The sequence below is a fragment of the Neglectibacter sp. X4 genome, assembly GCF_009917365.1.
Taxonomy (GTDB): Bacteria; Bacillota; Clostridia; order Oscillospirales; family Acutalibacteraceae; genus Acutalibacter.
The window spans coordinates 106,069-120,896 of record NZ_QWLE01000003.1; the positions used below are offsets into that span (position 1 = coordinate 106,069).

The 14,828-nt window shown below is 50.8% G+C and carries 11 protein-coding genes and 3 pseudogenes; 4 read left to right on the top strand and 10 right to left on the bottom strand.

Going from position 1 to position 14,828, the window contains the following annotated elements:
* Nucleotides 1–9 precede the first annotated feature (9 nt).
* The 3 genes from D1841_RS03575 (at nucleotide 10) to D1841_RS19720 (ending at nucleotide 1,246) form a co-directional block, all read left to right on the top strand.
* On the top strand, nucleotides 10–417 hold the full coding sequence (locus D1841_RS03575; RefSeq protein ID WP_201751210.1) for a hypothetical protein: 408 nt from the start codon (nucleotides 10–12) through the stop codon (nucleotides 415–417).
* 301 nt (nucleotides 418–718) lie between these two features.
* Nucleotides 719–934, top strand: coding sequence for a hypothetical protein (locus tag D1841_RS03580; protein WP_160642021.1), 216 nt, complete (start codon nucleotides 719–721; stop codon nucleotides 932–934).
* An 18-nt stretch (nucleotides 935–952) separates the two neighbouring features.
* Nucleotides 953–1,246 (top strand): GIY-YIG nuclease family protein, encoded by a 294-nt coding sequence (locus D1841_RS19720; RefSeq protein WP_160642022.1) that lies wholly within the window; start codon nucleotides 953–955, stop codon nucleotides 1,244–1,246.
* Nucleotides 1,247–1,429: 183 nt separating this feature from the next.
* On the opposite strand, the gene D1841_RS03590 is transcribed toward D1841_RS19720, so the two are convergent.
* The 10 genes and pseudogenes from D1841_RS03590 to D1841_RS03635 all read right to left on the bottom strand — a co-directional run.
* Nucleotides 1,430–2,404, bottom strand: coding sequence for a hypothetical protein (locus tag D1841_RS03590; RefSeq protein ID WP_160642023.1), 975 nt, complete (start codon nucleotides 2,402–2,404; stop codon nucleotides 1,430–1,432).
* A complete protein-coding gene (locus tag D1841_RS03595; RefSeq protein ID WP_160642024.1) occupies nucleotides 2,394–5,966 on the bottom strand; it encodes a hypothetical protein in 3,573 nt (1,190 codons plus the stop codon). The genes D1841_RS03590 and D1841_RS03595 overlap by 11 nt, the downstream gene beginning before the upstream one ends.
* Before the next feature lie 121 nt (nucleotides 5,967–6,087).
* Nucleotides 6,088–6,319 (bottom strand): annotated as a pseudogene (locus tag D1841_RS03600) (recombinase family protein); the annotation flags it as partial.
* 191 nt (nucleotides 6,320–6,510) lie between these two features.
* A complete protein-coding gene (locus tag D1841_RS03605) occupies nucleotides 6,511–8,085 on the bottom strand; it encodes a recombinase family protein (protein WP_160642025.1) in 1,575 nt (524 codons plus the stop codon).
* The gene (locus D1841_RS03610) at nucleotides 8,070–9,431 is read right to left on the bottom strand and encodes a recombinase family protein (RefSeq protein ID WP_160642026.1); all 1,362 of its coding nucleotides are present in this window, start codon (nucleotides 9,429–9,431) and stop codon (nucleotides 8,070–8,072) included. Before D1841_RS03610 ends, D1841_RS03605 begins: the two co-directional genes overlap by 16 nt.
* Nucleotides 9,432–9,465: 34 nt before the next feature.
* Nucleotides 9,466–9,651: an SHOCT domain-containing protein gene (locus D1841_RS03615; RefSeq protein WP_160642027.1), complete on the bottom strand. Its 186-nt coding sequence runs from the start codon at nucleotides 9,649–9,651 to the stop codon at nucleotides 9,466–9,468.
* Entirely contained in the window at nucleotides 9,638–10,072 is a 435-nt protein-coding gene (locus D1841_RS03620) for a helix-turn-helix transcriptional regulator (RefSeq protein ID WP_160642028.1), read from the bottom strand. The genes D1841_RS03615 and D1841_RS03620 overlap by 14 nt, the downstream gene beginning before the upstream one ends.
* 494 nt (nucleotides 10,073–10,566) lie before the next feature.
* Nucleotides 10,567–11,433, bottom strand: coding sequence for a glycoside hydrolase family 25 protein (locus tag D1841_RS03625; protein ID WP_160642029.1), 867 nt, complete (start codon nucleotides 11,431–11,433; stop codon nucleotides 10,567–10,569).
* Nucleotides 11,423–11,857: a holin family protein gene (locus tag D1841_RS03630; RefSeq protein ID WP_160642030.1), complete on the bottom strand. Its 435-nt coding sequence runs from the start codon at nucleotides 11,855–11,857 to the stop codon at nucleotides 11,423–11,425. The genes D1841_RS03625 and D1841_RS03630 overlap by 11 nt, the downstream gene beginning before the upstream one ends.
* 3 nt (nucleotides 11,858–11,860) lie before the next feature.
* Nucleotides 11,861–13,255 (bottom strand): annotated as a pseudogene (locus D1841_RS03635) (DUF6273 domain-containing protein); the annotation flags it as partial.
* A 192-nt stretch (nucleotides 13,256–13,447) separates the two neighbouring features.
* Here D1841_RS03635 and D1841_RS03640 point away from each other — a divergent pair.
* Nucleotides 13,448–14,684, top strand: a pseudogene (locus D1841_RS03640) (DNA polymerase).
* The last annotated feature ends 144 nt before the right edge of the window (nucleotides 14,685–14,828 follow it).

The following is a 14,828-nucleotide window of genomic DNA, read 5'->3' on the forward strand; positions in this document are numbered from 1 at the left end:
GGGCAACCCATGAATCAGGCCATAGGGCCGGAAAGGAAGGTTCATATGAGTTACATGACATCCGCACAGCAGGCCAAATGCCACGCCATCATCCACACAGCCAGCGCTGCGGCCGGTGCAGTAGGAGGCGGCCTGGCCCAGATCCCGGCCAGCGACAGTATCGTCATTACGCCTATTCAGCTTGCCATGGTCTTAAGTCTTGGCAAGGTGTTCGACCTGGAGCTGAGCGATAGCGCGGGAATGGCGTCACTGGCTTCAGCATCTGGCGCGGCAGTTGGCAGGGGCATTTCACAAGTCCTTGTTGGATGGATCCCGGGAATCGGGAATATCATCAACGCGGGAACTGCCGCTTCTCTGACTGAGGCAATAGGATGGCTGCTGGCAAATGACTTTGCCAAGGCTTGCTGTTCCCGATGAGATGTTCCACGATCCATTACTACACTTTTTGAAAGGGTGATTTCAATGTTCATTTTGTCTCTGATCGCTACAGGTGCAGGTGCTGGGGCATTGATTGGCGAGGCCATTGCAGTTATCGCAGGTACTTCTGTTTCCACAGGTGCGGCTATAGGGACCCTCACGGGAGGAGGCCTGAGTTTAGCTGCGGGCCTTGTAGAAATGGCCGATGACGATGAATCCTACGACTGATCCTTCCGAAATGGCCGCAACAGCACACTCATTTGCCAGACCTTAAGGTCTGAGATACGAAAGGAGCTTACTTATGGGTTTTTACAAAAATCCCGGCGATATGTTTTCCGCAAGAGCCAATCGGTTCAAGCGCGATGGGGACCGGCATTGGGCGATGGCCAAGGGCGGGGAAGGAAACTTCCACTATGGGAAGGCGCGCTTCTGCTATGAGCAGGCAAAGGTTAATCGCGCCAAAGCTGATAACGCACGGGCTGCGGGAGCAACTTTCCGAAATGGCCGTGCTAAGTGAAACTAAGGAGGGATTGTAATGTCGACATATAAACCTGGCCGCCCCACTAAGTACAACCCATCCACCGGAACGGGAACTAAACCGCCTGCAGCTCCGGGTGAATACCGCATCCGTAATAATGATGGCCGCATTACCTACATAGGTGAAACCTGCGACCTCTCCCGGCGCACCCGGGAACATCAACGGAACGGAAGACTGGCGCCCGGTAGTGGCGGCAGTACTATCGAGTTCAAGGTGGCGGATGGTCGGTCTTCCTCGCGGACCCGTAGGGAGCATGAGCGGCAGAAGATTGCCCAGCACAAGCCGATGTAGAATCGATCGAAAGGTGGGGAGGGGAGAAAGGCAGGGAGGTGACTCCCTGCCTTTCTTTTAGCTTTCTTCATATCTTTTTAAGGGCTTGTTTGAAAATACAGAAAACGATGAATTTCTAACAAAAAAGTGGTCCATTTCAAGGAGATAAATTCTTGAACTGTTATCGCTTCAGCAATATGTCGCTCAAGAACGGTCATCGTAAGATAATTGCGGGTCATAGCCCCTCTGGGGGTATCCAGCATATTGGTCTACATCATATGCCAGGATGCGGAAGAAAGGACCGCCCGGCAGCGGAGGTTCGTCACACTCTATTTCATCGCAGTCGTTCCACATTGCCCATTTTGCCGGCCAGTCCCACAGAATATGGTACAGATTGGTACTCTCCAGGCCCGACCCGTCAGCTGAAAGCCACCGTTGATACCAATTTCTCTCTGGGTCTTTCTCATACAGCCCTCTCAACCATAAGGTAGTCTGAGTTCGAAGGGAAGTACCGGAATGGCATTTGGGCTTGACTCCGCCGTTTTCGAGATACCATTGGTAGAGTGCAGACATGGTATGCAGAAGGTAGTTGGGGTTTCTCTGGTAGGAGTCGGCAATCTGCTTGATCCAAAATTTTGTGGCATTATTACGCTTGTGGGCATCGGTTGAATGAATAAGTACGTTCAGTGCGCTTTCTAAATCATCTGCAAAGCTGTTTGCCGATATCGTTAGCGCCTGCAGCAACGCTTTCCAGTGCGTAGGTCCCAGGTCTTGTAGCGGGAGATCCACATATATGTGGGAGAGGACATATGCTTCAGCATTGGAATAGTACTCTTCATTGAGTTGCAGTTTCCTGGAACAGTTATGACAAAAGATACTGCGGAACGCACTGGAGTCAGCCAGCAGTTGATAATAACCATCGCACACATTTTGCGTATGCCAGTCTTCCTTGAGGTCGTTCAAAACAGCGCCTAAAAAGGGGCCACAGTCTTTCAGCAAGCCGTACAGATTGATCACAGCGGTACAAAACCGGGCATGCCAACTCTCATCCTCTCGGTAAGGCTTTGGCTCATAATAAGCGAAGAGAAAAATTCTTCGGTCAATCTGGAACGCGAGATCGTTCAAGCGATTAACAATATCTGGAGAAAAGCAAATACCCGATTGTAAACTAGACTCCATGGTGGCATCTCCCCTCCTCATGGCGCTTGATGGCGCTGACATTAAAGCCACGGAATGAGGTTCCTACGCATAAATCGGGAGCATCGCCACTAGTAGAGGATTTGTTGATGGCCTGCAAGCTCCGATATAGCACATTCATGCGCATCTCGCGGACATAGATGCGCCGTTCCGTGAGTCTGGGATAATTGAAGGTGCCGTTGAATACAAGCGGGTTCCCGTCCGGGTCACTAAGGATATGCCAAGTCTTCTGACGCCAGGACGCATAAATGTCCGTCTCTTCCACTTGGTTCCAAAAACGGACGGCACCTTGGTAATCGCCCATCTGCGCACAAGACAGAGCCGCGATATAGCAGGCTGTCGCCATATACAGGCTATTCATCTGCGTCTCATAGAAATTATTAATAAACCCATCGCAAATCCTTTTCAACAGTTTCCAGGAATCATTGCTCATGCGTGTGGTTTGCCGCTCCTGGGCGAAAATTGGTTTAGTGTTGTAGATAAGCCATATGAGGTGCAGGCGCACATACTGGCTAGCAGCATGATTTTCAACAATGGATGCATATTGGGGATCCTCCAGAATGGCAAGCGCCTCCTTGCACGCTACCTTTGCCTTTGATCCTGTGAGCTCTTGGGTATAGTCCACGCCTGCCGACCGAAGAATCGCCCGGGCTTTCATATAGATACCCACCGGAGATCCTTTTTTAAGCAAATCCTGGAAATACTCTTCTGCTCTATTTGTCTGGCTAAACACCCGGTCAAAGACCTTGAAGAACCTGTACCTCCGATTCTGGTAATACTCATTTTCCTCCACAGCTGGAACGGCAAATTCCGCAGAATCTACCACAGGCAGTACATCAGCAAGGCAGGTGAGCATCTGGTCATCGACTGCAACGTTTTCATTCTCATAGGGATACAAGAAGACATCCAGAAACGCGGTGTAGGGATAGCTGTTCTCTGGCTGAGCGTTAATGATCTCCAACAACTTATCCCGCCGCTCCTCAAAGGAAAGCAGTTGAACTGAACGTTTGATCTTCAACCCCTGCTCCTCGGCTGATTCATAAAACTTTTCCAGTCGGAGCTCGGAGAAAATACTCTCCACCGCAATGGCATCGATTAGGTTTTCCTGCCAACCGATAGACCGCTCATCGTTATAGTTGACCATCTCCAAAACTTCTCGGGCAATCTGAATCGCATACTCCAGCCAATGAATCTTGTCACGAAGCGCTCCGTTCTGATTTTTAAGGAAGTCATTGGAGTCGGAAAGAATATCTCTGGTGGCAAAACACTCCCGGATATAGGTGATTTCCTGGGCGATAAGCTGGGGCTCAACGATACCCTTTTTTCGTAATCTGTCCAAAGCCTCGATGATCTTTGGAGCGCCAGGACTGTAGCGGGGAGACCAGTCGCTAGAGATACCAAGGGCTTGATTGTCAGGGTCAATGGAACAACAACGGCGAACCCATCCGTCCGAGACATCCGGATCTTCGCTGTTGGGGCCAACGACTCGAACCAGCCTCTCTAAAAACCGAATCTCTTCCATGTAATAAGTCCCCTGATATTCCCCAATAGCACCAATGATCCTGGCGACCACCTCCAGTTGATCACTCTGTGCGTCCAGTCTGATACTGTTAAGATAAATGCGCGCATCGGTAGGGCTACGGAAAGACACATAATATTCTCCGGGAGACAGCCTCTCATCATCCATAACACTGTACATCCACGGAGCATCGAAAATCGCGTTGACATAAGCGGTGCAGTTGACCCCGTCCGGAATATTGAGCAATTTCATAGCCAAGGTCATTGGCATCCGAAGCTTATGCAGGGAAGCTATGGCGAGGTCCTCTGCAAAGGTCTGAAGACTTTTAATAACCTCTTCCTTTTGCGCTTCATGCCATTCATTAAGGCTTTCTGGGTTGTCCTCCGCTGGGGGGGCCACAAAGCCTGCCTTGATTAACTGGCGCGCTATTTCCGTCAGGGGATGTGTCAGTTTCTCCTCTTGCGCGGAGCACTTGATACCCCTCACACGTTCTCCGGTCTCTTTTAGCGCGTTAGTAATTTCTTTTCTGAGACCATGCTCCAGTTGCGGACGAAGTTCGTAAATAAGTTGATACAGCATAGAGAGTAGGCCAGGTTCTTCTGAATGGTCTTGCATCCAGTGCTCCACACGGTTCCGCCGGAGAGAGCCCTTTTCTATTATAATTTCCTTGAAGTTCCTTTTTTCATTTTCGGAAAGTTTCTCCGGTGCTTCAATGACTCGATACCGTTTCCCACAGTTCTCGGCCCGCATTGCACTAACCACAAATAATGCATTATGCCCGCGGTTAACGCAACTGTCTGAGATACGCCGGATAAGGTCTGTGCGCTGAATGTTATAGACGGACCAATCCAAAATGACCAGGGCGCGACCACCGAGATCCCGAATCTGCTTTAATATGTTGTCCAGAGCCCGACCCACGTCCTCATCAAGGCTGCCAAACTTTACGCCGTACTTGTCGTTGTTCGAAAAAAGAACAGGGTATTTTCGCTCCTGGAAGAAACGGTACGCCAGTGCGGTCAAAGCAATGCTTTTTCCCGTGCTGGTCTGCCCGGCTAGGACGATCGGAGTTTCAAAGTTCTCCTCCAGGCCGTTCTTTGCCACCTTGTAAAGCTCGTCCTCAAACGCGCGCTGGACGGCAAACCCGTTTCGTCTGACGTACCCGTACCACTGAGGGACATTGGGACTGTTTCGTAGGAACTTATAGAAATAGTCGGGTTGCATCATGCGGGGGATAGGGCTATAACTCATTTCCTTTGCTGTAAGCACCATTGCGTACCGAGCAAAATCATTGCAGATTTGCCGCGAGAGGATCTTTGGCTCCCCGTTGACATAGACGGTATATTTTAAGTCCTCCGCTTCCGGGATGACATCTCCTGGGGCATCCTCGTTGAGAGCCGGCAGGGAAAGCTTTTCCCAGGCTGCGCCCAAATCCTGGGAAAAGACGGTTATCATGCCTGCCGCCTCCATTTCCCTGATATACTTGTGGTTTTCCTGCTCCGGATCGACACCATAGAAACTTGCGTGGGGGCCATCTCCCCCCACGTCAGCCAAAATGACAGCCAGATCCTCAGGAGAGATTTCATCTCGGTTGTACGGGTCATAGCCCACGACTACCAATTCAACCATCAGGTTGGCTTTCAAAATCTTTGCCAGCGTTTCTTGGAGCTCCCTGCGATTCTTATTCCGTATGAGCGCCGCCTTGAAATCTTCCGTGCCGTCACAAGCATCTTGGGTGCCGTTAAATTGAATGATCATAGGATTACCGTGATCCAGCACTGAAACGGCAACCGCAGCGTCGTAGGCATCCTTTGTGGTGATCTGCCGCACCTGTCGGTCTTCTAAGCTGAACGCATCAGGAAAATTCACTGAGCGGCTGGCTGTATAGATACACCGCCAGCTCTTGGAACACAAGGTCGGTGCTTTCAACATGTCGCAATTCGTGCCAACATACAAAATACGCTGCATACCGCGCATGGTTCGATCTAATTCTTTGACGTGATTATAGAAATTGATTTTAGTTGCCATATCGTCTCCCACGCTATTTTGAAGATATGCTTTCGCAATATAATTCTCTGCGGAATATTCGATGCAGTATTACAGAAGCATTTTTTGTATTGTACCACATTAGTTTTAAGAAAACAAGCACTTCTTGAACCTCCTTATAGTTGTGCCCCAAGCGGTCGATGCTGAGTATGTAGAGCAGATCGCCGGGCTTTATACTTTTTACGAGCCGCTGATACTGTGGCCTCTCGAAGTCCTTGCCGGACTGCTTGTCCATATATGTTGCGTGGCGGCACTTCCTTGGTGTTTAGCGTGATCCGCTGACGGTCCTCATTCTGGTCGGTGCTGGAAACACGGATATATCCATAAACTTTCATAATAACTAACTCCCTTTTTTGATGATAATGACTTTAGCCTTTTGTCGCAAGGAAATCAATTTTTTCAAGCCACAAAAGGCACAAAACTATTACCCGTTGATTTCTAGGCCATATAAGCAGAGAGCGCAGAGCCTGTATTTCAATCGAAACTCAAGCTCTGTGTTCTCTGTTTGGGGCTTTCCATACTCTATTTATACTTCTATCTCACTTCCATCCCGAAATGTAATCACAAGTTTCCTACCCCGTCCAACCGTAACGAACTCCACCATACTGCACCAAAGCCGCTCATCAAACTCGGCCAGGACACCTTCCTGCTCCTGCATAGTCCGGATGAACTCCAACAGCCGCTCACTCTGAGCAGCCTTTGCGGCGATGGTCTCAACCACCTCATCATACTGCGCTTTGGCGGCATTGTAGCGCCCCACCAGAGCGGCATACCGCTCTTGGTACTCAATCTGGTTCTGCGCGATTCTGGCGTTCTCAGCAATAAGTCCCTGCGCCCTTGCTGCCGCTACAGACATCTCCTCTTCCAGTACACGCTTTTCTGCCTCCAAATTATCCGTCCGGCAGAGCGTTTTGCGGATAATCTCTGCGTTGGCGATGATCTCCTTTTTCTCAGTAGCAAGCAGATTAAATGCCGTTACGAACGCCGCCTTGACCTCATCCTCGGTAACATGTGGAGTTTGGCATTTCTCACCGGTATACTTGCGGTTGCAGCGGTAGATAACCTTCCGGTACTGGTCAGTAGAATGCCAGACCTTGGAGCCGAACCAGCCACCGCAATCCACGCATTTAATCTTGTTGGAAAAGACGCTCACGCCGCTGTAGCGGGAACTACCACTCCTGCGTTTCTTCAATTCCGCCTGCACCATATCGAACACTGCAGGTGAAATGATGGCTTCATGGTTCCCTTCTACATAATACTGCGGCACCTGGCCCTCGTTCTTCTTCATCTTCTTGGTAAGGAAGTCCACAGTAAACTCCTTCTGTAAAAGCGCATCGCCCTTGTACTTCTCGTTCGAAAGCATCCGGCGCACCGTCTGCTGGTTCCACACATCCTTGCCGCCAGGGGTCTTGATGCCCCTTCTGGTGAGTTCCACAGCAATAGAATGAGGACTCATGCCTTCAAGGAACAGGGAGAAGATAAGCCGCACGATCTCTGCCTGCTCGGCATTTACCACGATGGTGCCGTCAGGCCCCTTGTCCAATCCAAGGACCCGGCTATAGGCAAAGCTGACTTTGCCATCGGCGAACCGCTTGCGCTGTCCCCAAGTGACGTTCTCTGAAATGGAGCGGCTTTCCTCCTGAGCCAGCGAGGACATGATGGTGATGAGCAGTTCGCCCTTGGAATCCAAGGTCCAGATATTCTCTTTTTCAAAATAAATCTCGATTCCTGCATCCTTCAGCTGGCGCACCGTGGTAAGACTGTCCACGGTATTCCGAGCAAAACGGCTCACGCTCTTGGTGATAATGAGGTCAATTTTACCGGCAAGGGCGTCAGCTATCATGGCCTTAAATCCTTCACGCTTCTTGGTATTCGTAGCTGAAATGCCCTCGTCCGTGTATATGGAAACGAACTCCCAGTCATCACGGCTCTTGATGTAGTTGGTGTAATAATCCATCTGCGCCTCATAGCTGGTGGCCTGGTCCTCATGGTCTGTGGAGACACGGGCATAACCTGCAACCCGGCGCTTCTTCATACTGGTGATAGGCGCGGCAGTAAACCTGCTGATTGTTGCCGGAATCGCCGTTACTTTTCTTGCCATTTGCCGCCACGCTCCTTCCACTCATTGAATCCCATACCTGTGCCATTTCTGCCGCCGAGGTAGTTGTATTCACTCCACAGGGCCTTGCGCTCCGGCGTCCACATGGCTTTCTTGGCGTCAGATTTCCATTTGACGGCTTTTACCTCGCCGCTGTAAAAATGGAACTCCATCGTATCTTTTCCGATGATGACGATGCTCTCAATATGCTCCGCAAAGGAGCTCTCATCAAACTCATCAGTGCCAAGCACATCGGCGCATACACTTTTTAACAGTTTCTCAGGAATATCCCTCGCACCGCAGCTTTCGGTCCTGCCTTTTTTAGAGCCGCAGGTCCAAATAACGTAACCACCCTGTTTCCGCGCGGATCGCACAAAGCTCCGTCCACAGTTCCCGCATTTGATTTTGCTGGAAAAGCAGGACAGATTCAGAGCCTTATTCGCAAAACAGCCAAGCTCTCTGCGCCGCGTCATCTCCTCTTGAACATAGTCAAAAGTGGCCTTGTCGATGATGGCAGGATGCGTGTTTTCAACGTAATACTGCGGTAATTCACCGTGATTTTTCTTCTTATGCTTGCTGATAGGGTCTTCAATAAACTCCTTCTGCAAAAGCAGATTGCCTGTGTAGGTAATATTAGTGAGGATCATCTTGATGTTGGAATCCCGCATCACACAGCCATTTATGCTGCGGATGCCCTCCGCCTCAAGCTCCCGCTCGGTTTCCAGCCGGGATTTTCCATCCAGAAAGTTCTGGAAAATCCTACGGACAACAGCAGCTTCCTCCGGCACAATTACCAACTCATCACCCTCCCAGCGGTAGCCGAGAATTCTGAAATGCCCGTTGGGAATTCCTTCCGCCATGCGCTTGCGGATACCCCATTTCACATTGTCGCTGATGGACCGGCTCTCCTCCTGGGCAAAAGACGCCAGAATTGTCAGCATCAATTCACCATCTCCGGTGAACGAGCTGATATGCTCCCGCTCGAACCGAACCTCCACGCCGATGTCTTTTAGGTGCCTGACAGTTTCCAGCAAATCAACAGTATTCCTGGCAAACCTGGAAATGCTTTTTACCAGAACAATGTCGATCTTCCCGGCCTCACAGTCCGCAAGCATACGGTTGAACTCATCTCGCTTTGCCGTTCCAGTACCGCTCACAAAATCGTCCGCGTAAACCCCTGCATATTCCCACTCGGGGTTCTTCTGAATGAGCGAACTGTAGTAGCTAACTTGGGCAGACAGAGAATGGTTCATCTTCTCGCTTTCGACTGAAACGCGAGCATAGGTGGCAACCTGTTTCCGCTTTTCTAGGCTTGGAGCCTTTGGCTCTACACGGCTTATTTTTGCCATGAAATCACTTCCTTCCGCCACTATATATCCCTCTTTACGCCCTGGAAGTCAACGACAGATCGGAGAATAATGTGCCGAAAACAGGCCGGTATTTCTCCAGGAAGATCGTATCAATCTGACGATACTCTTCCTCCGAAATCAGGCCGTCATGGAGCATTTTTCGTACCATACTCATGGTGGCCTGATAGAGCTTTTCGCTCTGGAAATCATTTCTGCTCACATTGCCCACCTCCGAACCGATGGCTGATGTAGCACTCATGGGAACAGTATTTTCGATGAGAGTTTCCATAGACTTCAAACTCCCGGCCACAACCGGGGCACTTGTATTTGTACACAGCTTTCCGTTTTACGAGGCCGAGGTGTGAATTCCACCACTTGTTCCGGCAGGCATCGGAGCAGAACCGCTTTTTCTTGTGTCCGAAAATCTGATGTATTTCCTTCCCACAGCATTCGCAGAAACTCGTGCCTGTTTCCAAAGGCTCATCCATTGCCACAGGGGACACGGAGTCAGCGCCAATGTTATTCCTGCGGCAGTAGGACTTGACCGTATTCGGGGAGATGCCCAGGGCAAGAGCGATTTTGCCGTAGCCATCACCACGACCGCGAAGCTTAATGATCTCCTGTTTCTGACTAGCCGTCATAGAGCATCGCCTCCGTGCAGTACCATTTTACCCTTCAACTTCCTATGGACACTTTTTTGGGGGTTGGACGGATTTTTTGTAAAAAAATATCCGCCCAGGATCACTCCCGGGCGGATCAGCAAGTCAAATATTCGGTCTATCCATAGCCGCTGTGACAGTTCCCTCTTGTCACTCCATGCTGTTTGTCACGCTGCTTGTCGCAGGAGAAAATCCAGTAATCATGCGGCTTTCCGCGGTTTGTTGTGACAATGTAACATAAAAATCCTTTACGCGCGAATACGCGTGTGCGCCTTATATGCGCATATATGCTATACTATTATATTTTTATTATATATATAAATCTTGTCACAGTTATCACAGGATGGCCACAAACCTAGCAGTATCAAGGCTTCTGGGCGTGTGACAACTCCAGTGACAGCACTGTGACATGACAAGCTCCGCTTGGCCTCGCAAGACGAAGCACGGGGTGTAGCTGCACCACCGCGGCTTGGAGCTCAATTTTTATTCCTTTCAATGAACTGCTCGGCCAGCCTCAAAGCCACGACAGCAGACTTAGCCTCGCTCCTGGTAAGCCCCAGCCTGCCATTTCCAGTGCCCTTTATGGCACTAATGTCCATCAGCTTCTCAATGTCCGTGCGCCAATAGCTGGGCACATCAGCCAAGGTGTTGTAGGTCGGATTTAGCCTGCTGCACTCGTCTTGGACCAGCTTCTTCACCTGTGCTTCTGTCAATTCAGATTCCTCCTTCTTCGTCCCAGTTATGGCCGGATAATCCTTATAAGCCCAATTAGCATCAAAGGGATAACCTCCCACCATGAGCTTATCCGTGAACTGCCAGATGCCGTAGGGCTTCTTGTAGTCACAGGTGGAATTCCACTGAGCCACCCACCTGTCGTATTTGTCCAAGCGGCTGTCGCTCAACTGGTTGTTGAACCAGCTGAGTGAAGCGTAAATGCCCACATAGTACCCAGCGCTTTGCAGCTCCCGACAGAAGGTGTCGCAGATATCCACCAGCGTGTTGTTGCTGGGCATCCCTCGCCGAGCCTTGTAATCGTCCGCATCCTCCATATCGAACCATACGCCGTATGCAGGGTGGTCTATCTGCCCAAGTAGCCGGAGCGTGTGTGCTGCTTCACTCCTGGCATCGGCCACAGTCAGCGCGTAGGAGTAAAGGTACACGCCATAGGGAATGCCAGCCGCCTTGGCCTTGCGGACATTTTCAAGGAAGCGGCTGTCATCCTGGCTCACAATGTCGCTGCCATAGCCGCAGCGGATCAAAGCAAACTGCACCCCCATAGCCTTCAGCTTCTCAAAATCCACCACGGGATTGTTCTCGCTGATATCCACACCTTTAATCGCCATTTTCGTCATTCTCCTTCCCATCAGATTCACTCCGGTCATGGAGCTGCGCCAGAATGTCTTTCATTTTCTTGGGTATAGGAAGTCCCAGATGCCCTGCATTCTCCAAAAGGCTCACACCTTCATTGGAAAGGTAAAAGAAAATTACCGCTGTACGCAAGACGCAGCCCGCGCCTATGATATTTGCGTCCAGGATGTTGGCTACCCCCACCAGCAGGAAAATCAACACCTTCCGGCAGATGCCCCTAAAACCCACCTCGCTGGACAATTGATGGTCAGCTCCCGCGCACATGACGCCGGTTATGTAGTCGATGACCACAAATGCAATCAGCGCGTAGAGCAAGCCGTCACAGCCACCCAGAAAGTATCCCAGCCAGCCGCCAATGGCAATAAAAATGAGTTGTGCAGTGTTCCATAATTCTTTCATGAACTATCCCTCCATATAGATTTCAAAATTACCAGAAATGGAAGATACCCAGCAGGCATCCCCATCTTCCGCCCTTCCAACTGTGACCCTGACATCCAGGCCGTGCTTTCCAGAAAGGTCAAGGTCATTCACAAAAACATAGACGTTGCCCTGCTCTACTGCATCGGTGCAGTCCTCCCAGACCGGCTCCGGAGCATATGGATTGTTACAAACCTCCACCTTAAAAGTGCTGCCATCGCTTATATTTCTCTCCACCTCCAGGCGGGCTCTCCGAGGCATCTTTTCCGCTGGAAATGGCCGGACAGGGGAGACCACAAAGTAATCCGTCTCCTTTTTGAAGCGCAGCATTTTACTCGTACTAGCGCCGTATTTGTCCGTGGCAGTAATATAAGGGGAATAGGTACGTCCATTCCCCGTCAGCACAGCAAACCGCTCCCCGCTCATGTCCAGTTCATACTCCACGCCTGGCTTGGCGGGAAATTCGCGGACGGCTGTATACTTGAAAGCAGATGAACTTATCGGTACAGGAATTCTCTCCGTTACTGTCACCGCGTCGCCATCCGGATCTTCTACTATATAGCGGTACACAAAGCCCTCGCTCATCGTACCGAAGTCCTCGCTTGTGGCGGTATCCCCATTGATCACTGGCTTGTTGTTCTGTACCACGGTAACTGAGGGTGAAACTGTATACCCACTCTCGCTGCCATTGCTGTCTTTAGCCTTGACCCGGTACTGCGCCTTCCCGGCCGTGTGGGAGCTTATGCTGTACTCTGTCTTAGTGCTGCCGCCTATCAGCAGGCTGAATTTACCTCCGTTCACGGAGCGCTCCAAGGTGTAGGAAACCTTATCGCCATCCGGGTCCTCCACAGCATCCCAGCTCAAAGTGAGCTTCTCAGTGCTGCGAATGCGCTTGCTGGAGACGGCCAGCTTGGCGGGAGCAGGCGGAGGGCGGTTGTCCAGAAGGTTCCCGTCGTCGTCCAGCCAAAGGCCGCTGCCGTCCAGAATAAGCATGGGCCGGATGCCTCGAGTGACAATGACTTTCGCCGAATCCCAGCTGCCGCTCTCGTCTGTGTAATTGACCCAATCGCGAGGAGCAGCTATGCTGTGTATTTGGGTGCGCTGCCAGAACGCGACGGGCATACCGTCCAGCGTGGCCTTGCGCAAGGCCGCAGCCTCATCGCTGTCGCCCTGCAGGAAGTAGGCCAAGCAGGCACCGTCTACAGGCATCTTCCCGGCATAATAATCATGGGTGTGGCCCAGTTCGTGCATAGAGGGGATAAAAACCTTGGTCGTTAAGCCGTTGGCCTTGGTCTGGTCAGAACCGTCCGCACCACCTTTGCGGTATGGGATTTTTACGTTCTTTATATGGGACTGCACCTTGGGATCTATCCCTAAGAAGAACTCACCGTTCCTCGACTAATACACACCAGCTTCGAGCGGGTGGCTTGAACGCCACCCGCTCCATTCATGAAGGAGATAAATTATCATGGAAAACTACACCTTTATGATCCAGCCAACCTGCGTCATCAGGGGCAATCGGCTCAAATTCGAGCCGATTGCCTTGTGAGGAGGTGCTGAAAATTGACTGCAATAAAAATCCTGGCTCTTGACTTGGAAACCTTTTCAGATGTGGACTTGAAAAAATCCGGCGTGTACCCCTATGCAGAATCGCCTAGCTTTGAAATCCTGCTCCTGGGTTACAGCGTGAACGACGGCAAAATCCAAGTGGTCGATATCGCCCGCGGCGAGACTGTCCCGGACGAGGTGCTGGCAGCTTTGGCGGATAGCTCTGTGGAGAAATGGGCGTATAACGCACAGTTCGAGCGTGTCTGCTTGTCCGTCTGGCTCCGGCGAAACCATCCGCAGTACTTTCAGAGCTACAGCAGTCCAGAGGATACCGTTGGAAACTACCTGGACCCCTCATCCTGGAAATGCTCCCGCATTTGGGGCGCATATATGGGACTTCCCCTCTCTTTGAAAGGCATCGGTGCCGTGCTGAAACTGGATGAGCAGAAAATGGAGGAAGGCGCTGACCTTATCAAGTATTGTTGCTGATTTCTCTGCTATCGAAGCCAGGGTACTCAGCTTCCTTGCTGGGGAGCAATGGCGCATTGATGTGTTCAAGGATGGGAAAGACATTTACTGCGAAAGCGCAAGCAAAATGTTCCATATTCCTGTGGTCAAGAATGGTATCAACGGCCACCTCCGGCAAAAGGGTAAAATTGCGGAACTGGCCCTCGGCTACGGCGGTTCAGTTGGCGCTTTGAAAGCGATGGGTGCGTTGGAAATGGGGCTGGCAGAGGAGGAGCTTCAGCCGCTGGTGGATGCGTGGCGGCAGTCCAACCCGAACATCACTCGTTTCTGGTGGGATATCGATGCCGCTGTCAAAAAGGCGGTTTTATACAAGACCGCCACAGAAACCCACAGCTTTCGGATTTACTATAAGAGCGGAATGCTGTTTATCAATTTGCTCTCTGGTAGACGGCTGTGCTATGTCAAGCCCCGTATGGGTATCAACCAGTTTGGCAGCGACTCCGTGACCTACGAGGGTACAACTACGGGCAAGTGGGGGCGGATTGAAAGTTATGGCCCAAAATTCGTAGAAAATATTGTCCAGGCGGTCAGCAGGGACATTCTCGCCTATGCTATGAAAACGCTCCGCCACTGTTTCATAGTCGGCCATGTCCATGATGAGCTTATCATCGAGTGTAGCCCAGCCGTTTCCTTGGACGCTGTTTGTGAGCAGATGGGTAGAACGCCGCCTTGGATTAAAGGGCTGTTGCTTCGGGCGGATGGGTACGAGTGTGAATTTTATCAAAAACAATAAAAATACCCCAGAGTGTGCAATTGTGCTCTCTGGGGTATCGTTATTGTTGTGTGTATTGATTAGAAATGACAAGAAACAGCAGCAAATCGCAGCAAACCCATTGCAAATTGCGCCGACATATGATATAATATAGAATGGTTTATT

Bases quoted from the DNA above. Each gene is read 5' to 3' on its own strand.
- D1841_RS03575 (WP_201751210.1), top strand. From the start codon at position 10: ATGAATCAGGCCATAGGGCCGGAAAGGAAGGTTCATATGAGTTACATG.
- D1841_RS03580 (WP_160642021.1), top strand. From the start codon at position 719: ATGGGTTTTTACAAAAATCCCGGCGATATGTTTTCCGCAAGAGCCAAT.
- D1841_RS19720 (WP_160642022.1), top strand. From the start codon at position 953: ATGTCGACATATAAACCTGGCCGCCCCACTAAGTACAACCCATCCACC.
- D1841_RS03590 (WP_160642023.1), bottom strand. From the start codon at position 2,404: ATGGAGTCTAGTTTACAATCGGGTATTTGCTTTTCTCCAGATATTGTT.
- D1841_RS03595 (WP_160642024.1), bottom strand. From the start codon at position 5,966: ATGGCAACTAAAATCAATTTCTATAATCACGTCAAAGAATTAGATCGA.
- D1841_RS03605 (WP_160642025.1), bottom strand. From the start codon at position 8,085: ATGGCAAGAAAAGTAACGGCGATTCCGGCAACAATCAGCAGGTTTACT.
- D1841_RS03610 (WP_160642026.1), bottom strand. From the start codon at position 9,431: ATGGCAAAAATAAGCCGTGTAGAGCCAAAGGCTCCAAGCCTAGAAAAG.
- D1841_RS03620 (WP_160642028.1), bottom strand. From the start codon at position 10,072: ATGACGGCTAGTCAGAAACAGGAGATCATTAAGCTTCGCGGTCGTGGT.
- D1841_RS03625 (WP_160642029.1), bottom strand. From the start codon at position 11,433: ATGGCGATTAAAGGTGTGGATATCAGCGAGAACAATCCCGTGGTGGAT.
- D1841_RS03630 (WP_160642030.1), bottom strand. From the start codon at position 11,857: ATGAAAGAATTATGGAACACTGCACAACTCATTTTTATTGCCATTGGC.